This window comes from Ruegeria sp. BA2, from assembly GCF_056539605.1.
The window spans coordinates 809,643-831,514 of record NZ_JBQFVE010000001.1 but is presented as its reverse complement, the minus strand read 5'-3'; the positions used below and the strand labels follow the sequence as shown (position 1 = coordinate 831,514).

General features: G+C 56.4%; 25 protein-coding genes. 11 read left to right on the top strand and 14 right to left on the bottom strand.

Features of this window, described 5'->3' with window-relative positions:
- Positions 1 to 28: 28 nt before the first annotated feature.
- The 4 genes from ACR0NN_RS04120 to ACR0NN_RS04105 all read left to right on the top strand — a co-directional run bounded on the left by ACR0NN_RS04120 (position 29) and on the right by ACR0NN_RS04105 (position 3,204).
- Positions 29 to 778, top strand: a complete 750-nt coding sequence (locus ACR0NN_RS04120) for an alpha/beta hydrolase (protein ID WP_170719933.1) — start codon at positions 29 to 31, stop codon at positions 776 to 778.
- On the top strand, positions 778 to 1,785 hold the full coding sequence (locus tag ACR0NN_RS04115; RefSeq protein ID WP_170720207.1) for an alpha/beta fold hydrolase: 1,008 nt from the start codon (positions 778 to 780) through the stop codon (positions 1,783 to 1,785). The genes ACR0NN_RS04120 and ACR0NN_RS04115 overlap by 1 nt, the downstream gene beginning before the upstream one ends.
- 20 nt (positions 1,786 to 1,805) lie before the next feature.
- Positions 1,806 to 2,420: a hypothetical protein gene (locus ACR0NN_RS04110; protein WP_170720205.1), complete on the top strand. Its 615-nt coding sequence runs from the start codon at positions 1,806 to 1,808 to the stop codon at positions 2,418 to 2,420.
- 85 nt (positions 2,421 to 2,505) lie between these two features.
- Complete coding sequence (locus ACR0NN_RS04105) at positions 2,506 to 3,204, top strand: alpha/beta fold hydrolase (RefSeq protein WP_480683937.1); 699 nt, start codon at positions 2,506 to 2,508, stop codon at positions 3,202 to 3,204.
- On the opposite strand, the gene ACR0NN_RS04100 is transcribed toward ACR0NN_RS04105, so the two are convergent.
- Positions 3,201 to 3,785 (bottom strand): DUF6151 family protein, encoded by a 585-nt coding sequence (locus tag ACR0NN_RS04100; RefSeq protein WP_170719928.1) that lies wholly within the window; start codon positions 3,783 to 3,785, stop codon positions 3,201 to 3,203. The two genes, ACR0NN_RS04105 and ACR0NN_RS04100, sit on opposite strands and share 4 nt — an antisense overlap.
- A complete protein-coding gene (phaZ, locus tag ACR0NN_RS04095; protein WP_170683084.1) occupies positions 3,782 to 5,053 on the bottom strand; it encodes a polyhydroxyalkanoate depolymerase in 1,272 nt (423 codons plus the stop codon). Before phaZ ends, ACR0NN_RS04100 begins: the two co-directional genes overlap by 4 nt.
- A 111-nt stretch (positions 5,054 to 5,164) precedes the next feature.
- On the opposite strand from phaZ, the gene ACR0NN_RS04090 reads away from it, so the two are divergent.
- The 4 genes from ACR0NN_RS04090 (at position 5,165) to ACR0NN_RS04075 (ending at position 9,022) form a co-directional block, all read left to right on the top strand.
- Complete coding sequence (locus ACR0NN_RS04090) at positions 5,165 to 6,967, top strand: class I poly(R)-hydroxyalkanoic acid synthase (protein WP_170719926.1); 1,803 nt, start codon at positions 5,165 to 5,167, stop codon at positions 6,965 to 6,967.
- Between the two features lie 132 nt (positions 6,968 to 7,099).
- On the top strand, positions 7,100 to 7,546 hold the full coding sequence (locus ACR0NN_RS04085; protein WP_170719924.1) for a phasin family protein: 447 nt from the start codon (positions 7,100 to 7,102) through the stop codon (positions 7,544 to 7,546).
- A gap of 136 nt (positions 7,547 to 7,682) precedes the next feature.
- Complete coding sequence (phaR, locus tag ACR0NN_RS04080; protein ID WP_170719922.1) at positions 7,683 to 8,237, top strand: polyhydroxyalkanoate synthesis repressor PhaR; 555 nt, start codon at positions 7,683 to 7,685, stop codon at positions 8,235 to 8,237.
- Positions 8,238 to 8,245: 8 nt separating this feature from the next.
- On the top strand, positions 8,246 to 9,022 hold the full coding sequence (locus ACR0NN_RS04075; RefSeq protein ID WP_170719920.1) for a trypsin-like serine protease: 777 nt from the start codon (positions 8,246 to 8,248) through the stop codon (positions 9,020 to 9,022).
- On the opposite strand, the gene ACR0NN_RS04070 is transcribed toward ACR0NN_RS04075, so the two are convergent.
- The 5 genes from ACR0NN_RS04070 to ACR0NN_RS04050 form a co-directional block, all read right to left on the bottom strand.
- Positions 9,010 to 10,209, bottom strand: coding sequence for an aminotransferase class I/II-fold pyridoxal phosphate-dependent enzyme (locus ACR0NN_RS04070; RefSeq protein WP_170719918.1), 1,200 nt, complete (start codon positions 10,207 to 10,209; stop codon positions 9,010 to 9,012). The two genes, ACR0NN_RS04075 and ACR0NN_RS04070, sit on opposite strands and share 13 nt — an antisense overlap.
- Positions 10,210 to 10,321: 112 nt before the next feature.
- Entirely contained in the window at positions 10,322 to 11,626 is a 1,305-nt protein-coding gene (locus ACR0NN_RS04065) for an NAD(P)/FAD-dependent oxidoreductase (RefSeq protein ID WP_170719916.1), read from the bottom strand.
- Positions 11,627 to 11,638: 12 nt separating this feature from the next.
- Complete coding sequence (locus tag ACR0NN_RS04060) at positions 11,639 to 12,997, bottom strand: glutamine synthetase family protein (RefSeq protein ID WP_170719914.1); 1,359 nt, start codon at positions 12,995 to 12,997, stop codon at positions 11,639 to 11,641.
- Positions 12,997 to 13,677 (bottom strand): type 1 glutamine amidotransferase, encoded by a 681-nt coding sequence (locus ACR0NN_RS04055; RefSeq protein WP_170757910.1) that lies wholly within the window; start codon positions 13,675 to 13,677, stop codon positions 12,997 to 12,999. Before ACR0NN_RS04055 ends, ACR0NN_RS04060 begins: the two co-directional genes overlap by 1 nt.
- Positions 13,678 to 13,735: 58 nt before the next feature.
- Positions 13,736 to 15,055: a glutamine synthetase family protein gene (locus ACR0NN_RS04050; RefSeq protein WP_480683932.1), complete on the bottom strand. Its 1,320-nt coding sequence runs from the start codon at positions 15,053 to 15,055 to the stop codon at positions 13,736 to 13,738.
- 210 nt (positions 15,056 to 15,265) lie between these two features.
- On the opposite strand from ACR0NN_RS04050, the gene ACR0NN_RS04045 reads away from it, so the two are divergent.
- Positions 15,266 to 16,075, top strand: a complete 810-nt coding sequence (locus tag ACR0NN_RS04045; RefSeq protein ID WP_170719911.1) for a M90 family metallopeptidase — start codon at positions 15,266 to 15,268, stop codon at positions 16,073 to 16,075.
- On the opposite strand, the gene ACR0NN_RS04040 is transcribed toward ACR0NN_RS04045, so the two are convergent.
- The 4 genes from ACR0NN_RS04040 to ACR0NN_RS04025 form a co-directional block, all read right to left on the bottom strand.
- Entirely contained in the window at positions 16,072 to 16,878 is an 807-nt protein-coding gene (locus tag ACR0NN_RS04040; protein WP_170683074.1) for an ABC transporter permease subunit, read from the bottom strand. The two genes, ACR0NN_RS04045 and ACR0NN_RS04040, sit on opposite strands and share 4 nt — an antisense overlap.
- The gene (locus ACR0NN_RS04035; RefSeq protein WP_170719909.1) at positions 16,875 to 17,762 is read right to left on the bottom strand and encodes an ABC transporter permease subunit; all 888 of its coding nucleotides are present in this window, start codon (positions 17,760 to 17,762) and stop codon (positions 16,875 to 16,877) included. Before ACR0NN_RS04035 ends, ACR0NN_RS04040 begins: the two co-directional genes overlap by 4 nt.
- Before the next feature lie 81 nt (positions 17,763 to 17,843).
- Complete coding sequence (locus tag ACR0NN_RS04030) at positions 17,844 to 18,593, bottom strand: transporter substrate-binding domain-containing protein (protein ID WP_170683072.1); 750 nt, start codon at positions 18,591 to 18,593, stop codon at positions 17,844 to 17,846.
- A gap of 33 nt (positions 18,594 to 18,626) precedes the next feature.
- Positions 18,627 to 19,403: an ATP-binding cassette domain-containing protein gene (locus ACR0NN_RS04025; protein ID WP_170719904.1), complete on the bottom strand. Its 777-nt coding sequence runs from the start codon at positions 19,401 to 19,403 to the stop codon at positions 18,627 to 18,629.
- A gap of 366 nt (positions 19,404 to 19,769) precedes the next feature.
- On the opposite strand from ACR0NN_RS04025, the gene ACR0NN_RS04020 reads away from it, so the two are divergent.
- Complete coding sequence (locus tag ACR0NN_RS04020) at positions 19,770 to 19,925, top strand: DUF5993 family protein (RefSeq protein ID WP_170746957.1); 156 nt, start codon at positions 19,770 to 19,772, stop codon at positions 19,923 to 19,925.
- A gap of 9 nt (positions 19,926 to 19,934) precedes the next feature.
- Positions 19,935 to 20,513 carry a disulfide bond formation protein B gene (locus tag ACR0NN_RS04015; RefSeq protein ID WP_170719902.1) on the top strand — a complete coding sequence of 193 codons (579 nt, stop codon included), beginning with the start codon at positions 19,935 to 19,937 and terminating at the stop codon, positions 20,511 to 20,513.
- Positions 20,514 to 20,544: 31 nt separating this feature from the next.
- On the opposite strand, the gene ACR0NN_RS04010 is transcribed toward ACR0NN_RS04015, so the two are convergent.
- The 3 genes from ACR0NN_RS04010 to ACR0NN_RS04000 form a co-directional block, all read right to left on the bottom strand.
- Positions 20,545 to 20,982 carry a tellurite resistance TerB family protein gene (locus ACR0NN_RS04010; RefSeq protein WP_170683069.1) on the bottom strand — a complete coding sequence of 146 codons (438 nt, stop codon included), beginning with the start codon at positions 20,980 to 20,982 and terminating at the stop codon, positions 20,545 to 20,547.
- 79 nt (positions 20,983 to 21,061) lie between these two features.
- Positions 21,062 to 21,511: a tellurite resistance TerB family protein gene (locus tag ACR0NN_RS04005; RefSeq protein WP_170683068.1), complete on the bottom strand. Its 450-nt coding sequence runs from the start codon at positions 21,509 to 21,511 to the stop codon at positions 21,062 to 21,064.
- A 41-nt stretch (positions 21,512 to 21,552) separates the two neighbouring features.
- Complete coding sequence (locus tag ACR0NN_RS04000) at positions 21,553 to 21,846, bottom strand: DUF1330 domain-containing protein (protein WP_170683067.1); 294 nt, start codon at positions 21,844 to 21,846, stop codon at positions 21,553 to 21,555.
- Positions 21,847 to 21,872 lie beyond the last annotated feature (26 nt).

The following is a 21,872-nucleotide window of genomic DNA, read 5'->3' as shown; positions in this document are numbered from 1 at the left end:
TGATGCGGGAAACATAGATGAGGTTTTCATGGCAGCGACGGATTTTCTGGAGACAGCGCAAGGGCGAAGGTTGGCCTATCACAAGAGTGAAGGGGCGGGGCCGACCATTGTTTTTCTGGGTGGGCTCAAATCGGATATGGAAGGCACCAAGGCGGTGCATCTTGAGGCTTGGACGCAGGCGCGCGGGCAGGGGTTTTTGCGCTTTGACTATTCGGGGCATGGTGAAAGCTCGGGCGCGTTTACAGATGGCTGTATCGGGGACTGGCATGAGGATACGCTTGCGGCGTTGTCTGAGCTAACCGATGGACCCTTGGTGGTTGTCGGATCATCCATGGGTGGATGGCAGGCATTGTTGCTGGCGCGCGCGATGCCCGATCGGATTGCGGGTTTGGTGACAATCGCAGCAGCGCCGGATTTCACCGAGGACGGGTATTGGGCCTCGTTTTCGGATCAGCAGAAGTCGGATCTTGAGGCCATTGGACATGTGGAACTGCCGTCGGATTATATGGAGCCCTATGTCATCACCAAGCGGATGATTGAGGATGGGCGCAAGCGGTTGGTTCTGCGCTCACCCCTTGATCTGCCTTTCCCGGTACGTTTCTTGCAAGGCACGGCTGATACTGCAGTCTCAACCCAGACTGCGGTGCGCCTGTTGGATCATGCGACCGGCCCGGATATGCAGTTGTTGCTGGTCAAAGACGCCGATCATAGGTTCTCGGATGGTCCGTGTCTGAGATTGATCGAGGAAGCTCTTCAGGACGTGATGGGGGCCATCTGATGCAGCGCTTTGGCTGGATTTTGGGGCGACTTCTTCTGGGATTGTTGCTGGTGGGGGGGGCGCTGTACTTCTTCGGCCCGCGCGAACCAGTGGACCTGCATCCGCGTTTCGATCCGCGCAAGTTTGGCGAAGGCGTGCAGGTCTATTTTGAAAGCATCGAATCCACCTTTGACGACATTGTGCCGGGTGTTGAGAAGCGCGTGGTCTGGCAGGATGGGTATTATGAGCGACGCACAACTTATTCGGTGCTCTACCTCCATGGGTTTTCAGCCTCATCCGAAGAGATCAGACCAGTGCCAGACCAAGTGGCGAATGCATTAGGTGCGAACCTTGTTTACACCCGGCTTCAAGGGCATGGGCGAGATAGCGATGCGATGGCGGAAGCCACGGCGTCAGGATGGATGCTGGATACGGCCGAAGCGTTAGCCGCCGCACGTGCGGTCGGTGAGCGGGTCGTTGTGATTTCGACGTCCACGGGCGGCACGTTGGCAGCGGCGGCCGCGCTGGATTCTGAGCTGAGCGAAGACGTGGCCGCGTTAGTGTTCGTGTCGCCGAATTTCGGCGTAAACACATTTGCGGCTTGGGTGCCGTCTATGCCGTGGGCACGAGAATGGTTGCCTTTGCTGATGGGGGATGCGCGGGATGTATCCAGCGCTGACCCAGAGAAAAACAAATACTGGACGGTCATTTACCCGTGGGAAGCAGTCGTACCGATGTCTGCCCTTGTGGATACGGTCTACGCGCTGGATTTCTCGACTGCCCAGATCCCGGCGCTGTTTTGGTTCTCGGATGACGATCAGGTGGTAAGGCCGGACCGGACTCATCAGGTGGCCGAGGCCTGGAGTGGCCCTGCGGCGGTAAAGCTTGTGACAATGGGGCCGGGGGACGATCCGGCCTCGCATGTTATCGCGGGGCGTTTGATGTCGCCGGGTCAGACCGACGCTGCAGTCGCGGGTATATTGGACTGGCTGTCCGAGCAGGGAATTCAAGGACAAAGCGGGGGCTGATCATGCGCAGACCGGGCAGTATGTGGAGCCTTGAAACGTTGGGTCGGGTGCGCTTATCCCGGCATTTCTTTATGCGGGATTTCCTGTATTCCGAGATCGGAAACTTTCACGCGCGCCAGAACATCCCGGACGATCCTGATCTTGCGATCGAAACTGGACGTGCCTTTTGCGAAACGCTGATGGATCCGCTGGAGGAGACTTTTGGCCGTGTCGCCGTGCGCTCGGGCTATCGCTCACGATCTCTGAATCAGTACGGAAATGAGAACAAGCTGAATTGCGCCCGCAACGACAACCCGTTGGAGTGCCACATCTGGGATTGGGATGACGGCGATGCGCGCGTGGCCGGAGCTTCGGTGGTGATCCCGTGGTTTGCCGACCGCTACGCAAAGGGGCGAGATTGGCGGGATCTTGCCTGGTGGATGCATGACCATCTGGACTACTCAGAGATTTGGTTTTTTCCGAAACTCTGCGCGTTCAATCTGGTGTGGCGGCCTAAACCTGCTAGGCGCATCGACAGTTATATCGCGCCGCGCGGCTGCTTGTTGCGGCCCGGGGCTGAACCCAACGAACCACTAGCCCAAAGGCAGGCTCGGTACGCTGATTTCCCGCCATTCCGTGCTATTAAATATCCCTGAAGTTCGGCTTGCCAGACGTTGGCAAAGCTCTCATTCTGGAACAAAACAATAGAAACGAGCGGAGGGCGCCGAGGTGATTGAGCCAATGGTTTTGCTGCCCGGACTGATGTGTAACGCTAGGCTATTTCGTGCGCAGATCACCGCTTTGTCGCAAGAAAGAGCGGTCATGATCGCGCCAATCACTGGCGGCGAGCGGCTTGAAGAGATCGCCTCGGTTCTGCTGGATCAATTGCCGCATCGGTTTGCGCTGTGTGGGTTTGATCTCGGCGGTAGCGTCGCGCTTGAAATTGTGCGGCGTGCGCCAGAAAGGGTGTCTCGGCTTTGTCTGATCGCAACAGATGCGCAGGCCGACACGCCTCAGATCGCAGCAAGCCGCGAAGATCTGATTGTTGCGGCGCAGTCTGGTCGACTAAGCGATGTGATGCGCAAGGTAATCGGTTCCGATATATTGGCCCCCGGGGCACAACGCATTCCGATCCTGAACGATGCTCTGCAAATGGCCGAGGATTTGGGTCCGGATGTGTTCGTGCGCCAGATGCGCACTTTGCAGCGTCGTCCCGATCAGCAGGGCGCGTTGCGCCGCGTTCAAGCGCCGACCTTGATCATTTGCGGTACCCATGACGCGGAAAATACTGTTCGGAAGCAATCCTTTCTAGCCGACCTTATCCCGGATGCAAGGCTACAAGTGGTTGACGAAGCAGGGCATTTTCCAACGCTGGAAACGCCCGAACGCGTAAATGCAATGTTGCAGGATTGGTTGAAGACGCCCTTGCGGCTGACCTAGTCGTAGAAAGCCGCGCGTTCTTCTTTGGTCAAAATGGTTGGCTGCGCGACCGGTGCACCCGTCTCGGACTTGAAGAAAAGGGTTAGTTTCCAGCTTCCGGACAGGCGTGATTTCAGAACGCGTTTCAGCAAGCCAAAGGCGGCATAGCGAACTTTTTCATGAGATTGCTTGCCATTAGATCCGGGCACGAATCCACGTGTGGTAATGGGGCCCAGACTGCTGGCGTCAGGGATGCGTTTAACGATGAAACCGGCAAACGGAAACTTGGGGGTCAACGGTGTCGTTGCCAGCGGAGCGTTGCAGCATTTGGCATACCATCGCAGCATGCCTTTTGGGCTTAGCTGCATCGCGGCAAGATGTTCTGCGCCGGTGTCGATCACGATCTCTTCCGGTGCCATCTGGAGAATCTCGATCGGTCCGGGTGCTGGGTCTGGCTGATTGAAGTACAACTGAGCAGCGCGGCAATCGTGGCAGAAACACACAACATGCGTACCGGATTTCACGCCCTGTTGCGTGATGTGCCCGGTGAGCGCACCGCAATCGCAGCTAAAGGAGAGATCCTTTGCCGCGGTTCCCGTCATGCCACTTTGTTGCTATTGGCGGCGCGACGTCGTGGCTTGCGGCTATTTTCATTCATGAAATCAATCACAAGCGGGCGAATGTTGTCGCGCCAGCTGCGGCCTGCAAAGATACCATAGTGGCCTGCTCCGGGCTCCACATGGCTGGCTTTCTTGCTGTCCGGCAGACCGGTGCAAAGATCAAGTGCGGCTATGCACTGTCCGGGGGCCGAGATATCGTCATTCGCGCCTTCGACCGACTTGACGGCAACGTCCGTGATCTTGCCGATATCGACCTTGTGGCCAGCAACCACAAACTCGTTCCTGGCAATCTCTCGGTTTTTGAAAATCCGCTCGACTGTCGACAGATAGAACTCGGCCGTCATATCCATCACGGCAAGGTATTCATCGTAGAACCGGTTATGGGCATCATGCTCTGAGGCTTCATCGCGAACGACACGAAGGATCTGATCGGTGAATGCTTTGGAGTGACGTTCCGCGTTCATCGACATGAACGAGGCAAGCTGTAAAAGCCCCGGATAAACCATCCGGCCAACGCCTTTGTATTTGAAACCAACCCGCTGGATCATGGTTTCTTCCAATTGGCCCATGGTCACACGACGCCCGAAATCAGTGACTTCGGTTGGTGTTGCGTCGGGGTCGACCGGGCCGCCGATCAGCGTCAGCGTACTTGGCTGCGCCTTGGGCTCGACTTCGGCTAGATAAGCGGTCGCAGCAAGCGTCAGAGGTGCGGGCTGACAGACGGCCACAACATGAGTGTCCGGCCCCAACTCTTTCATAAAATCGACAAGGTAGAGCGTGTAATCCTCGACATCGAATTTACCTTCGGAAACGGGGATATCGCGCGCGTTATGCCAATCAGTGATGTAGACTTCACAATTGACCAGCAGGCTTTTGACAGTCGAACGAAGCAGCGTGGAGTAGTGGCCGGACATCGGCGCCACCAGCAAAACCTTGCGAGGCTGTTCTTCACGGCCATTCACACGGAAATGGATAAGGTCGCCGAAGGGGCGCTCCATCACAGGTGTAATGTCGACAAGATGGTCCTTGCCATCTTCACAGGTGAAGGTGTGAATGCCCCAATCAGGCTTGACGATCATACGCTGAAATGTACGCTCGGTCACTTCGCCCCAAGCAGACATCCAGTTGAACGCCGGGTTCGGTGTCATCGAAAAAATGGGGTAAGACGCCATTGCGCTTGCAGTTGCACCAAGCCACTGGTTGGTGTTACGCATAGTCTCCATCAAGTCGTAGGTCAGCATGTAGCGCATCGAATGTGTCTCCTCGGTATCGGCTTGAGAGTCTGGACCATTCGCCGCTTTGCCCCCCGACGCCCACGACGTTATTCTGCATAGCAGCGAGACTACGGGGATATTGTTAAAATGACAACTACCGACGGCCAAGCACCTAAATTGACTGAAGAAAATATTGAAAAAATTAAAGAAAATATGGGCAGGGTCGAAGACCTGTCCAAACGGCTTGTCGAAATCATGGCCAGCAAAACCCCGCATACCCCCGCTTTGGACGGTCCGAATCAAGATCTTTTCGCAAAAGCAGCAACTGCTTACTGGGCAGAGGCCTGGCAAAACCCGACAAAGCTGTTAGAGCAGCAAATTGAATACTGGGGGAAGTCGGTTCTCAACTTTGCCGAAGCGCAGAAGGCGCTGACATCTGGTGGGGACGAGCAGCCTGAATCCACGATCAAGGATAAACGATTTTCCAATCCGATGTGGGACTCCAACCCTTATTTTCGCCTTATCCGTCAGCAATACCAGACCAACGCAGAAGCAATCTCGCAAGCTGTCGCATCGGTTGATGACATAGATGCCAAGGACAAGCAGCGCCTTCAGTACTTCTCGCAGCAGATCATTGACATGATGGCGCCCACCAACTTCCTGGCGACTAACCCGGATGCACTGGAAAAGGCAATCGAGACCGAGGGTCAGTCACTGATCAAGGGGCTTGAGAACCTGGTGGCAGACCTTGAGGCCAATGACGGCGAAATGGTTGTTCGGCTGGCCGACGAAAGCGCCTTTGAGATCGGCGGGAATATCGCGACAACACCCGGTGACGTTGTTTATCGCAACCGGATGATGGAGTTGATCCAATACAAGCCGGTGACTGAAACGGTGCACGAAACACCGATCGTTCTGTTCCCGCCCTGGATCAACAAGTTCTACATATTGGACCTGAAGGCCCAGAACAGCCTGATCAAATGGGTCACCGAGCAGGGTTACACCTTGTTTGTAGTCAGTTGGGTGAATGCAGATAGCTCGCATGCCGATATCGGGATGGAGGATTACATTCAGGAAGGGTTCCTGACCGCCATCGAAGAGGCCAAGAATATCTGCAAGGTCAAACAGGTCAATGCGGTTGGCTATTGTATTGCGGGTACGACGCTTAGTCTTACGCTATCACTGTTGAAGCAACGTGGCGACAAGTCTGTCAAATCAGCTACCTTCTTTACGACCCTGACAGACTTTGGAGAGCAGGGCGAGTTTACGCCCTTCCTGCAGAATGATTTTGTTGACGGGATTGAAGAGCAGGTCTCGAAAGACGGCATTCTAAAGGCGTGGATCATCGGGCGCACGATGTCCTTCCTGCGTTCAAGGGATCTGATTTATACGCCTGCGATCCGTAGCTACATGATGGGTGAAACACCGCCAGCCTTCGATCTGCTGTTCTGGAATGGAGACGGGGCCAACCTGCCCGGCAGGATGGCAATTCAATATCTGCGCGGTCTCTGCCAGAGCAACGATTTTGTCGCCGACGGGTTCGAATTGATGGGGCATAAGCTCCATATCAAGGATGTGGACGTGCCGCTGATGGCCATCACCTGTGAGACGGACCATATCGCCGCCTGGAAGGATTGCTATCGCGGTGTGCAGCAGATGGGATCCAAGTCAAAGACCTTCGTGGTCTCAGAATCCGGCCATATCGCGGGCATCGTGAATCCACCCAGCAAGAAGAAATATGGCCATTACACCAATCCTGATCTCAAGTCTGATGCCGATACATGGCTGAACGAGGCCGACTTCCACGAAGGGTCATGGTGGCCGATGTGGGAGGCATGGTTAAAAAAGCGGTCGGGCAAGCAGGTTCCGGCTCGGGATACTGGCGATTCGGATCATCCGCGCCTTTGCCCGGCTCCGGGTACCTATGTTTTGGTCAAGGCAAACCGCTGATTTCATTTTGAAACTAAATTTATTCTGCGATGCAGCAAGAAAAAACTTGCAATGCTGCGATGCAGCATTCATATTGCCTTCAAGCTGATTAGAACCGGGGTGGGCCCGGAACGGCTAGAAGGATTTAGGACAATGGCAAAGACCCAAGACTTTACCGCAACCCTGAAAGACATGATGGGCGCGTTCCCGGTTGACACAACCGCTCTGGAAGATGCATTCAAATCGACCGCTTCGCTGAACGAAAAGCTGTCGGGTGTTGCTCTGGACGCAGCTGAGAAATCGGCTGAAATCTCGAACAAATGGACCAAAGAAACTCTGGCCAAGCTGACCGAGGTGTCGAAAGCAAAAACCGAGCCTGCGGATTACGCAAAAGCCGCAACCGACTTCGCAAGCGCGTCGGCTGAAGTTGCTGCTGAAAACCTGGCTGCTTTCGCTGAGATCGCGAAAAAAGTTCAGACCGAAACCGTTGAGCTGCTGATGGCGGCTGGCAAAGACGCTGCAGAAGATGCAACCGCAGCTGTCAAAAAAGCCACCAACGAGGTGACTGCTGCAGCAAAGAAAGCAGCAACTGCAAAGTAAGCACTGCTGCGACATAGCACCCATTCCTCCCAAATGGTGCAATCGCAAGAGGGCGGGTCGATTGACCTGCCCTTTCTTTTTGTTCTGCAGTCGCATAACCTCTGCTGCAATGCATCATCCTTGGGGAGGGTACAGGGTGCCAGAACAAGATAAACCTCTGCTGATCAAGCGCTATGCCAGCCGTCGGCTGTATAACACCGAGACCAGCGATTACGTGACGCTTGAAGATATCGCCGGGTTTATCCGCGAAGGGCGCGAAGTTCAGATCATTGATCTGAAAACCGGTGATGACCTGACCCGTCAATATCTGCTTCAAATCATAGCCGAACATGAAAGTCGCGGCGAAAACGTGCTGCCCATCAACGTGCTGAACGATCTGGTGCGCAGCTACATGGTGCCGGGCGGAGGCATGATGCCGCAATTCCTGCAAAGCTCATTCGAAATGCTGCGCGAAAGCCAAACCAAGATGATGGAGAACATGAACGCTATGAACCCGATGTCGCAGATGCCGGGCTTCGAGGCGATGCAAGCGCAGCAAAAAGCGTTCCTCAAAGCCATGACCGGGGGATTGGCCGGAAATTGGTCCGGTGGCGACGAAGAGGTTCAAGCGACATCAGAACCCAAAGAGGATCTGGATGACATAAAGAAGCAACTCGCCGAGCTGCAGCAAAAGCTTTCGAAGCTGAGCTAACCCGAGCCATGCGCTGGCTGGCTGTGCTATGCGCGATGATCTGGGCCCAAACAACGCTCGCTCAGGGCCAGTTCAAATCGGTGTGGGAGCCGATTTGTACCATGGGTCAGGATACCGCCGAAGGCTGTGGGGATATTCGCACCCGCGAAATTCTGGATGCGTCCGCAGAGCCATGGCGCGCCATCGGGCGCGTTAACTTTGCCAGCCGTAGCCAGCGCTCGCACTGCACTGGCGTGCTGGTATCGGAACGTCTGGTTCTGACCGCTGCGCATTGTCTTTACAACTCTGCCCGCAACATCTGGATTCCGCCGTCAAGTATCCGTTTTGTAGCGGGTTATCAGCGCGGTGAAGCCTCTGCTGTGTCACCGGTTGCCGCCTACTATTTGGATCCAGAACAACGGGCCGAAGGCACGTTCAACAACCGCGCCGATCTTGATTGGGCCGTTTTGGAACTGGCTGACCCAATTGGTGAACAGGTTGGTTATCTGGATATTTACAAGGCGGTTCCGCAGATTGGTTGGTTCGCGGGCTATGCAGGTCTTCGACCACATGTGCTGAGCCGAACTGATACATGCGCATCCGAACCAACAGGGCAAGGCTTAATGCACACCATTTGCCCGGTCATGATGGGAGATTCCGGTGCTCCGTTTCTGGTGCAGACCGAAGCCGGACCCGCTGTCGCCGGAATATTGTCGCGCATCGCACCAACCCCCGAAGGCATTGATGCGCTGTTTTTATCTACCCAGCAGTTTGATGCGGATGTCTTGCTTCGTCAGGTCCCATAAACCGGCATTGGCCCGACAACCTCGCCAACAGATGCCAGCACTATGTCGGCGATCACGTCCAGCTCTTCGCGCGTCAGGCGAACGGGTAGACGTACATCGCAGGCTTTCATCAGCATCGCGCGTGTTTGAGGCAACTCGAATTTCTCGGGCAGGAACTGCCAGTTCCAGAAGGCCCTTGCATTATCCTGACTTAAGCCAAAGACCTGAACCTTGACGCCGCGCGCCTCAGAAGCCTCAGCAAAGGCGCGGATTTCATCGTCGCTGAGGTCCACCAGATTGAACTGAATTGAATCCGGTGCCCGCTGTTCAGGTGCCAGAGGGGCAGGGACGTCGATATAGGGTGATGTGTTCAGGCGATCCGCCACGTAGTCATGGTTTGCCAACCCGTCACGCACACGGCGCGCAAGTTCGGGTATCTGCGGGCGGATAACGGCCGCGCTCAGATTGCTCATCCGCAGGTTATACAAAGGCAATTGGTTTTGCCATTTGGCAAACGCCCGCTCAAGCTCGGGCGAGCCTGTGTGCTTTTTCCAGTTATGCTCGTAAGCGCCCGACATGATCACCGCGCGCGCGACAAGATCAGCGTCGTCGCTGACCAGAATGCCGCCTTCGCCAGCATTGATCATCTTGTAGGACTGGAACGAAAAGCAGCCCACTTTGCCGATGGTGCCAATATTGCGACCATGCCAGGTTGTGCCTAGCGAGTGTGCGGCGTCCTCGATCACCGGAATGTCACGCGCGTCACACAGCTCCATGATCGCGTCCATATCCGAGGTGTGGCCGCGCATATGGCTGATGATCACAGCCTGAACGCTATCCAGCTTGGCAGCGAAATCGGCCATGTCGACACGATAGTTTTCGCCAACTTCACACAGAACAGGGATGCAATCTGCGTGCACAATGGATGAGGGGACGGCTGCAAAGGTAAATCCGGGAATCAGAACCCGCGCATCGCGGGGTAAACCCAGCGCTTTGAGCGACAGAAACAGGGCGGCAGAACAGGACGAAACCGCCAACGCGTATTTCGTGCCAAGCAATTCGGCGAACTCGGATTCCAGCAGGGCGACAGGCGCATCCTGCGGCGCGGTATAGCGAAACAGATCGCCTGATTGCATCAGTGCATCAATGGCGTCTCTTGCTGCTGCGGGGATGGGTTCGGCTTCATGAACGTTGGGTACAAGCGTCATATTTGGATTTCCCGAATTTTATCTTTGGGAAATATAAATTCAAAGCGCTGGCAAGCCAAGTCCCATTTCGCTAAGTCGGCGAGATTTCACCAAAATGTCGTAAAGGACGTGCTCAGATGCCAAGCCGGTCGCGCATCGCGTACCAGGTCATGGCCAGCACCAACAGCGGTGACCGTAACGCAGGACCGCCCGGAAAAGGCAGGGCAGGCACGCGGGCCATGGTATCAAACCCCTCGGACTGGCCCTGAATTGCAAGCGCCATTAGCTGTCCGGCATGGGTCGCGGTGCCGACGCCGTGTCCGGAATAGCCCGAGGCGGACAGAATGTTCGGAGCCAGCCGGGCCAAATACGGCATGCGCCGCATGGTAATACCCAGCGTACCACCCCACGCATAGTCGATTTTCACATCGCGCAAATGCGGGAAAATCTCGGTCATTGGCTTGCGGACTTTCGCGGCAATGTCTTGGGGGAAGCGATAGCCATAGCTCTCGCCGCCACCAAACAGCAGCCTGCCATCCGCGCTGAGCCGGAAATAGTTCACCACGAACTTCGTATCTGCAACGGCAATGTCCTTGGCCAAGACCTTCTGAGTCTCCTCGCCCAAAGGTTCTGTCGCCGCGATGAAGTTGTTGATGGGCATCACGCGCGATGCAACCTGTCGGTTCAGATCACCCAGATAGCCATTGCAGGCCAGCATGACGTGATCTGCAGTCACATTGCCTTTGTCCGTGCGTACTGTGACGCGAGAACCCTGATCAATACCGAGAACTTCGGTGCCTTCAAACAGCCTCAGCCCAGCCTTGACAGCGGCGCGCGCAAGTCCTAGCGCGTAGTTCAGCGGATGCAGATGCGCCGCTCCATGATCTAAATATCCTCCCGCATAAGCGGGTGAAGGGCAAAGTTCGCGCGCGGCTTCGGCACCCAGAGGTTCGATTTGATCGTAGTTATATCTGCCCGACAGATGCTCAGCGTGATCGTGCAACTCAGCCCGCTCGGAATCATTGAACCCCAGAACCGCAATACCGGGTTTGAGATCACAGTCGATCTGGTGCTTTGTGATCAGCGATTTGACCAAATCCTTGGCATCCTCGGCCAGATCCCACAGCTTGGACGCATCCGCGTCACCCACAAGCCGCTCAAGATCTTCCTGATCCATACGTTGCGCGCTGCCCAACTGCCCGCCATTGCGCCCGGATGCGCCAAAGCCCACACGATGAGCTTCGAGCAGAACAACATCGAAGCCGGCCTCAGCCAAATGTAAAGCAGCCGAAAGCCCTGTGTAGCCGCCTCCGACGATACAGACGTCTGCCGTTTGCTCGCCTTCAAGCGCGGGAAAGCGATCGAACGGATGTGCCGTTGCGGCGTACCAGCTGGGCGGGAACTCCGCCTTGCGGTCATTGGAATACAGCAGGTTCATTGCGTCGACGCCTTAGACATTCATCAGCAGATGCTCACGCTCCCACGGAGAAATAACCTGCAGAAATTCTTCGTATTCTGCGCGCTTGACGATGCTAAAGACACGGGCGAATTCCGGGCCCAGCACCTTGTGCAGCGCAGTGGCTTCGTCGAACAAATCCAGTGCGTTGCCCATGACTTGCGGGATGTCCCCTTCGCCTTCGTAGGCATCGCCATAGAACTGCCGACGTGGTCGTTCTTGTTCGATCAGGCCCAGATAGCCGCAGGCCAGCGATAGCGCGATGCCCAGATACGGGTTGCAGTCCATCCCCGCGATGCGGTTTTCAACCCTGCGCGCTTCGGGGCCAGACAAAGGCACTCGGATGCCTGTCGTGCGATTGTCCCGCGCCCATTCCAGATTGATCGGTGCGGCGTGATCTTTCACATAGCGGCGATACGAGTTCACATAGGGCGCCATCACCGCTAGCCCGGCGGGCAGATGGTTCTGCAGCCCGGCGATGAAGTGATAAAACGCATCCGTTTCCCCGCCTTGTGGCCCCGAGAATATGTTGTGGCCCGTCTCCATTTCGATGATCGAGTGATGAATATGCATGGCCGAGCCAGGCTCATCCTCAATCGGTTTGGCCATGAAAGTAGCGAAACAGTTGTGTCGCAGGGCCGCTTCGCGGATCAAGCGTTTAAAATAGAACACTTCATCCGCCAGCTTTACCGGATCGCCATGGCGCAGGTTGATTTCCAGTTGCCCGGCACCGCCTTCCTGGGTGATCCCGTCGATCTCGAAGCCCTGGTGTTCGGCAAAGTCGTAGATGTCGTCGATCACCGGACCAAATTCGTCAACCGCAGTCATGGAATAGGCCTGCCGTGCCGCTGCTGGGCGGCCCGAACGGCCCATCATGGGTTTGATTCCTTGCGCTGGATCCACATTGGGGGCGACCAGAAAAAATTCCATCTCGGGTGCGACAACCGGTTTCCAGCCTTTGTCATGGTACATCTTCACAACGCGCTTCAGCACATTGCGCGGGCTGAATGGGATCGGCTCTCCGTCCCGGTCAAACGCATCGTGGATGACCTGCAGCGTCCAGTCGCCCGTCCAAGGGGCGGCGGATGCGGTCGAAAAATCCGGCTTCAGGATCATATCGCGTTCGATGAAGCCGTCCTCGCCAGCAGCCTCTCCCCAGTCTCCGGTGATGGTCTGGTAGAAAATGCTATCGGGCAGGTGAAAATAGGATTGTTTGGCAAACTTCGACGCAGGAACCGCCTTGCCACGGGCGATGCCGGGCAGGTCCGAGATGATGCATTCAACCTCATCCAGTCGCTTGCCGTCGAAATAGCTGCGTGCTGCCTGTGGCAGTTGATCTGTCCAGTCGGCCATCAGGCCCTCGCTTTCTTGAGAAAATCAGCCATGTAGCAACCGATCTTGGCATTGTCATCCGGGGCATTCTGCCGGTTCGCAGCGGCCTGCATCAGGGCATCGGGTACAACGCCTTTGCCTCGGGTCTCCATCAAGCCCTGAATGAAGTCATTTCCATATTCGGGATGGGCCTGCACGGTCCAGATCGTATCGCCATAACTAACCATGGCGTTTTGGCAAAAGTCATTCGAACCGGTGACCTCAGCGCCTTCGGGCAGCTTGGTCACTTGATCCTGATGCCATGCGTTCAGCGTAACGGTCTGATCGCCAAAGCGGTAATCCGTACGTCCAACGGCCCAGCCGCCACCAAATTTTTCTACTTTCCCACCAAGGGCTTGCGCGATGATCTGATGGCCAAAGCACACCCCGATCAACGGATTTCCAGTTCTTTGAATATCCCGGATCAACTGTTCAAGCGGCGGTATCCAAGGATGATCCTCATAAGCGCCATGACGTGAACCCGTGATGACCCACCCGTCTGCTTGATGCGCGTCTTGAGGGAATTCGCCATCGACCACGTTATACGTCTGAAATTCAAAGCCGTTTCCGCCAAGTAATGCGCGAAACATGCCATCATATTCCCCAAATTGATCATGCAATTCATCGGGTGGGTGGCCGGTTACTAGGATGCCGATTTTCATGATTCACCAAATTTGATCAAATTCACTCTAGCGGGGCTGAGCGAGGCGGGCAAGGGGCTCACACGCTTTCGAGATAACTGAGCCAGTGGTCTTCAGGTGGCCGGTCAGAGAAGCGCGCGATTTCCTGCCGCTTTGTCATAGCCATGTTGCGGATCAGATCGGAGGGAAAGATGCGCGCGACCAGTGGGTCTGTCTCAAACGCGGATATGGCCGAGGGCCAGTCAGGGGCGAGTTGCGGAAGGTCTGCGACTTCATAGGCATTCCCCGATATCGGGGCGGGGGGCTGCATGTCGTCTTCGATCCCGATCAGGGCTGCACCCAGGACTGCGGCCAGCATCAGATAGGGGTTGATATCACCCCCGGCGACGCGATGCTCGATCCGCCGGGCGGCAGGGGCTCCGCCCGGAATGCGCAAGGCGGCGGTGCGGTTTTCATAGGCCCAACTGGCTCCGGTTGGGGCATGCGCACCGGGGACGAGCCGCGTGTAAGAATTGCCGTGTGGTGCGAATATCAGGGTCGATCCGGGCATTGCGGCCAGGCATCCTGCAACGGCCGAGCGCAGTATCTCGGTGCCATCATGCCCGCCGTTGTCGAAGACATTTTGACCCTCTGTATCGACGACTGAAAAATGCACATGCATCCCATTGCCCGCATCCTCGGCGTAAGGCTTGGCCATGAAGGTTGCTGTGAACCCGTGTTTGCGGGCAAGGCCACGCGTCAAGCCTTTGAAAAGCCACGTATCATCGGCGCATCGCAAAGCGTCCTGATGGTTCAGATTGATCTCGAACTGACCGATACCACTTTCTGATATGGCGGTTTGGGCGGGAATACCCATCGCAGCACAACCATCATAGAGATCGCTAAAGAACGCATCAAACGCATCCATTTCAGCCATCGACAAGACGGCCTCGTCCTGAAGCCTGCGACCGGTGACGGGGTTGATCGGAGGCTTCGGTTGATCGCCTGAGGCGTCGAGCAGAGTGAACTCTAGCTCGGTGGCAGCGATGACGGACCAACCTCTCTGGGTATAGCGGTCCAAAATCGCCGACAGCGCGTGGCGGGGATCACCTGCAAAGGGTATTCCATCCTCGTGAAAGAGGCTCATGGGCACCAATGCGGTCGCCGTTTCAAGCCAGGGCATCAGGACGGGTCCGCGCCCTGTCGGGCGCAAGACACCATCGGCATCACCGCTTTCAAAAACCAGTGGACTGCCATCGATATCTGCCCCCCACAGATCGACATTCAGCGCCGAGAACGGCATTCGCACCGCCCCTTTATCCAGCTTCGTGGCATAGGATGGCGGCACGCGCTTGCCGCGCATTTGGCCGTTCAGGTCACAGGCGGCGACGCGAAATGTGTGCAGGGCGCTCAGGTCCATTTGGGGCTCCGTGGTCTTGTCACGAGAGGTGTAGAACAGGTTTTGGGCATTGTCACTAAATTTGATCAAATTTTCACACACTGCAATTTGGACAGTGACTTGAGCTGGAAATCATCTGACTTGTACAGGGTCCAAACCTGTTTTCTTCCGAGTTGTACAACTCTCAGTCAGTAGATTGTGCCTGTCGCGGGGATGCCTATAGTCACCTGCATGTTCATCTTTCTTACCATCGTGTTACTGATCGCAGGCGGGGTCGGCTATTACGTCTGGTCCAAGAAGCAGGCCCGCGCTGCGCTGTTGGCGACCCCTCTGACGTCGGATCAGCGGGACATCATTGATCAGCAAGTTCCCATCATCCGGCGACTGCCTAGCGGGTTGCGCAGCCACTTGGATGGCAAGGTGAACCTGTTTCTGGATCAGGTGGATTTCTACGGCTGCGATGGGCTGGATGTGACCGAAGAGATGGAACTGTCAATCGCGGCGCAGGCCTGTTTGCTCGTGATCAACAGTGACATTTGGTATGACAACCTGACGACCATTCTGATCTATCCAAATGCGTTCAAGTCAAAGCAGCAGCGACGCTCGGGCTATGTTGTGTCAGAGAAAGAGATCGTGCGGACCGGGGAAAGCTGGGATCGCGGGCCGGTCATTTTATCTTGGGCGCACAGCCGGCAGGGGGCGTTGGATGATCGAGACGGGCAGAATGTGGTACTGCATGAATTTGCGCACCAGATCGATGATCTGTCGGGGGGTACAAATGGCGTACCGATCCTGAGTGAAGGGCAGACATTCGCGGAATGGGAAAAGGTGTTCCTGACCGCCTATGACGCACATGTCCATGCGGTTGAAAGCGGGCGGCGGACAGTCATCGATCCGTATGGCGCGACCGGGCATGAAGAGTTCTTTGCCGTTTCGGTTGAAGTGTTCTTTGAGCGCCCGAAAGCGCTGAAGCACGAGGTGCCTGAGGTCTATGAGCAGCTTTCGAAACTGTTCCGGCTGAACCCGGTGGAGTGGGCTTAGCGCGCCAGATTTAGTCGGAAACGCATCTTGGCTTTCCGCTCGGCAGGCAGGTGGCGGTTCAGGCGTTTGTTGACCCTTCCGAAAACCCAAACGATGACCAGCGTCAGCAGGATGAAATAGAACGCCAGAATCGGGTAGGGGATGAACGGGTTGAACGTTTTGTCCGCGAAATAGCTGGCGTAATAGAGCGCATCACCCCGTTGTTGCCATGCCGGGAAGGCCGAGAAAAAGACCAGTGTGGTGGACTGGAAAACAAAGATCGCTTCGTTCGTATAGGCGGGCCACGCCAGCCGCAGCATGGTGGGCCAGATGATCCGACGGAAGCGGGACCAGCCCGACATGCCATAGGCATCCGCCGCCTCAATATCGCCTTTGGGGATCGAACGCAGCGCGCCATAGAAAATCTCACCCGAATAGGCGGAGGTGTTCAGGAACAGCACGATCAGCGCCCCCAGCCAGGCCGAGGTGAAGGCGTCGAACATCGGATAGGGCTTCTTCAGCGAAAGGAAGAAGAAATAGGCAAAGAAGAACTGGATGAACAGCGGCGAGCCGCGGAACAAAAAGATGAACCACTCGGACGGTTTGCGCAGCCATTTGTTCGACGAGGCTTTGCCGACGGCCAACGCGGTTGCGAGGAAGAACCCCGTGACCATGGCCATGATCCCGAAATAGATATTCCAGATCATGCCCGAGCCGATCAGCGTGAAGTGCTCGCACAGGGTGAAATCGGTTTTGGGTAGCAGGCGTTCCCCGAAGCCCAGCGAACGGAGGCCATAGTCCTGAATGGTCTGGAGGCAGCTCATGCGGTGGTCTCCTTGCGCAGAAGCTCTCCGCCCGATGTGGCCTGACCGTGGGACAGGCGGCGCATCAGTTTCTCAAGCCCGATCTCGGATACGCGGGTCATGCCGAGGTAAAAGATCAGCAGGGCGAGGAAGTACCACATGCGCCAGTCGCCATGGGGGTAGTCGGTGAAACGTGATGTCTTAGTGCCGCCCAACTCGCGCGCCCAATAGACGATGTCTTCGATGCCCAGCAGGAACAGCAGGGGCGTGGCCTTGATCAGCACCATCCACAGGTTCGACAGGCCGGGCAGGGCGTAGACCCACATTTGCGGCACGAGGATGCGCCAGAACGTTTGGCGGCGGGTCATGCCATAAGCAGCCGCTGTTTCCAACTGGGCGTGGGGCACGGCACGCATGCCTCCGAACAGGACATTGGCGGCGAAGGCACCAAAAACGATGGAAAAGGTAATCACGGCCAGCGCAAAGCCATAGGTTTCATGCACCCATTCGGGCGCAGTGCCCAATGGCAATTTGGCGGCTTGGCAGACGATGAAATCATTGCCCTGCCTTACAGGGTCGGTCCAATCGGGGCAGAGAACCTTGTGGCGCAGCCATTCGAACCCCTGATCCAGAGCAATGACAAAGAACAGGAAGAAGGCAATGTCAGGCACGCCGCGCACGATGGCGATATAGGCTTTGCCCAGCCAGCTGAGTGGCGGGAAATGCGACCGGGCGGCCATGGCACCAGCAAAACCGAAGCCTAGCGCGACGGGTGCGGTGACGGCCAGCAGGCCCAGCACCTTCAAAAAAGACAGGTAAAACGACCAGTGGACGCCATTGGTCAGATAGCACGAGAACCAGCGGAACGTGCCCAGCGTGTCAGGATCAGCGCAGTAGGAGAACATCGGCGTCTTTCGAACGTCTAGCCCGGCTATGTGACCGAGCGTGCCCGGCGCGATGACGCGCCGGACGATTGGACAGAGGGCTTAGTTGGTCGCGACCGAGCCGTCGGTGTTGTAGGTGGCGATGCCTTCGCCAAACCACTTGACCAGCATCTCGTTCAGCGAGCCGTCAGCTTTCATCGAGGTGATCGCCTCATCAAACTTGCCGCGCAGTTCCGCATCGCTTTCGCGCAGACCCAGGCCGATGCCGCCGCCCAGCGGAACCGGGTCACCGACGAAGACCAGTTCACCGCCCGATTCTTCGACGATCGGAACCAGGTAGTCTTTGTCGGCAAATACCGCATCCGCTTCGCCGTTGCGCACGGCTGCGATGGTTTCTTCGGGTGTCGCAAACTCGACCAGAGTCGCGCCGGATTCAGCAACGTGACCGGCCTGAATGGTCGCGGTTTGTGCAGCGATGATGGCGCTTGAGACGTCAACACCTTCGGCCGCGCCGACATAGGCCGAAGCGGTCGGCGGATAGTAGTTCTGAGTGAAATCAATCACTTCGTCACGCTCAGCAGTGATCGACATGCCCGCGATGATGGTGTCGTAGTTGCCCGAGACCAGGTTCGGAATAATCGAATCCCAGTCGTTCTTGACCCATTCGCATTCCAGGCCGGCGCGCTTGCACAGCTCATCGCCAACTTCACGTTCGAAACCGTCGATTTCACCCGCGTCATTGATGAAGTTATACGGAGGGTAGGCGCCCTCGGTGCCCATGCGAACGGTGTCGGCCATGGCGATACCGGCGGTCAGCGCCAGTGCTGCAGTGGTCAGAATCAGGTTTTTCATTTTGTAACTCCCCTTATTGGTTCTGTCCGTTGGTTAAGCCGCCTGTGTGGCGGAGAGAAAGCCCCGGAGTCTTTCGGATTCAGGGGCGGTGAAAATGTCTTCGGGTGTGCCTTCTTCTTCGATCAGACCTTGATGCAGGAACACGACGTGGCTGGAGATATCGGCGGCCATTTTCATATCGTGGGTTACGATGATCATGGTGCGCCCTTCAGCGGCCAGGTCCTTGATCACCTTAATCACTTCCTGTTCCAGCTCAGGGTCAAGCGCCGAGGTCGGTTCGTCAAACAGCAGTGCCTGCGGTTCCATACACAGCCCGCGCGCGATTGCGGCGCGCTGTTGCTGACCACCCGAAAGTTGTGCCGGATAGACGTCACATTTGTCGCCGATGCCGACCTTTTCCAGATATTTGCGCGCGCTATCCTCAACCTCGGCCTTGTCGCGGCCCAAAACGGTTACCGGAGCCTCCATCACGTTTTGGAGGATGGTCATATGGGCCCAAAGGTTGAACTGCTGGAACACCATCGACAGGTTGGTGCGGATTCGCAGCACCTGTTTGGGATCAGCGGGGCGGCGATGATGCTGGCTGCCGGACCACTGCACGGGTTCGCCCTTGAACAGGATCTCACCCTCTTGGCTGTCTTCCAACAGGTTGCAGCAGCGCAGAAGGGTGGATTTTCCAGATCCGGACGAGCCAATCAGCGAAACGACGTCGCCGCGATGGGCTGTGATGTCGACACCTTTGAGAACCTCGAGATTGCCAAAGCTTTTGTGGAGGTTCTTGATCTCAATGACGGGAGCGGTGTCTGTCACGGGCAGTCCAGATATGGTTGGTGTTGGTGCGGTAATAGGGCTTAAAAATCGGGCCAATGCAATGCGCAAATGACAAGTTCACGTGGCGAAATGGCCAAATTGGGCGGTCGTGCTGTCTAAACTGTCAGTTTGTTGGGCGCAGTATGTGACTCGTTGCATAACTATCGACGGGTCAGCCAGATCAATCTCTTGATTGTGGCCCTGGGATTCAGGTCACAGGATTTTGGATCAACCAGGGTGATCCTTAACTTAATCGAATTTATTGAACTGGCTTGATCCAATCGCCAAAACTGTTTGAATTTGGGAATAATTCGTTTTGGGTTAAAGATTGAGATATACGAATTCAATAAACGTAAGAGGCTTCTTGTGATTGCGCTTTTATTTGCATTATTCGCCGGCACGATGGTGCTGGCCTACTTTAAGCTGGTCAGAATTTCATACGCAGTGTTCGTGCTGACGCTTTTGGCGAGTGCCTATTGGCTGAAGTTTCACGCCACGACCCCCCTAACGATTCAACTGTGAGGTCGTCCTATGTCACCTGAATTTGCTCGTAACATGAATGCAATTGGGGCATTGGCGGTTTGCCTTGTCCTGGTGCTTGCCTTCTACTTTCAGCTTGTCCTCTATGAACTGCCCTGTCCGCTATGTCTGCTCCAACGCGTGGGATTCGTGGCCGTTGGGTTTGGGTTGGCCCTAAACCTGTTGTGGGGCACGCGCGCCAGAAATTATGGCATCGTACTTGTGGCGGCGATCTTTGGGATCAGCGTTTCGATCCGCCAGATTCTGCTGCATATTGTGCCCGGAACAGGGCATTACGGCTCGCCGGTTTTAGGCCTTCACTTCTACACATGGGCGGGAATTGCCTTTGGCCTGATCATCCTTGGCACCGCAATCATGCTGGTTTTTGAGAAGCAGTATGATCTTGCATCGGATGTTCGGGCAACCGAACGGTTTGGTGGAAGTGCGTTGGCCAAAACGGCGTTTTTCCTGATCTTGGCTTTGGCCGTTGCAAACGCAGGTTCTGCGCTTCTGGAATGCGGACCGGGTATCTGCGACGACCCGCCGACGGATTACAAGTTTCTGAACGAGCTTGAAGGCAGTGATTCATAGCGCAATCAAAGCCCGCAGGCTTGCCGGTTGATCAGGCCTTCGCCGCCTTTTGTCTTGCAAGCGCCGAATCCACATCGCTTACGCCGAGCAGGCTGACGACGAGGCGCAGCAACGAATCCTCTTCACCGCTGCGGTGTCCATCCGCCAGTGCGACCGACCACATGGCCTGCACGACGGCGAGGCGGTCGTCATAGGCGATAGCTTCTTTGATGGCGCGGGTAAAGCGGACGGTGTCGGGGGCCTCTGCCTCAAGGTCTTCGGCGCGGGCGCGCAGGGCTGCGGCCTCAAATGGCGACAAGCCGTAGCGTTCGGCTGAGATGCGGTCGATCCGGGCCATCTCGGTATCGGCATAGTCATTGTCGGACCGGGCGATGCGCACCAACAGCGCGGTGAGAGCCAGACGGGCGTCATCTTCGACAAGCGGGTCGGGCTGCGGCTGCGTGAGCCGGGACAGGAAATCACTGAACATGGTCAAATATATAGAGCGCGATCAGAAAAGTGGGAACCGGTTTTCGGGCCAATTCGCGCGCCAGATCAAGAGAAGTTGCTTAGGTCGCTTCCAAGCGGCTTTGTATCCGTTCGCGCGCGGCCTTGCTGTCGTTGAAGCTGAGGCCCATAGCAATGCGGGCTTCTTCGACGATCTTGACCTCGCCCTCATCCGAGTCTCCATCGGCCAGCACCACCTCCCACAGGGCATCCAGCGCGGCCAGACGTTCCTTGAGATCGGTGGTTTCACGGATCAGTTTGCCGAAAGTATCGGTATCGGGGGCCGCTGCGTGGAGTTTTTCGCAGGTGGCGCGGACCTTGGCTGCCTCGATCGCGTTGTGCTGATAGAGGCGGGCGAGGATGCGGTCGATCAGGCTGATCTCTTCCAGCTTATAGTCGCGGTCGGCCTGCGCCACGCGCACCAGTAACGCTCCCAGCGCCAATTCCGCATCGGGATCGGGCAGTTTGTCATGTTGCGGCGGCCGGAAGGCCTGAAAGAACTTTTTCAGCATAGGGTCAGGATATTCCGTAATTCGAGGCGCGCCAAGCGCTGCTAGCCATCGTAGCCCTGAATAATCACGAGATCGCCGGTCGAAACCGGATCGCGCAGGGCTTTTGCAGCCTGATAGGCATCGCTTTCATAGCAGGCAAGCGCCTGCTCATAGCTAGGAAATTCGATGACGACAGTACGGGCGCGGGCCTTGCCTTCGGGTTCGGTCCTCTCACCCCCGCGGACAAGGAATTTTCCTTCGTATTCGGCGAAAGGGGTCGCGTTAGCCGCGATATACGATTTGTAGGTTTCAAAGTCGTCTACATCGACATGGGCTACCCAGTATCCTTTGGCCACGAGGCGTCCTCCGCTGCTTTTGCATG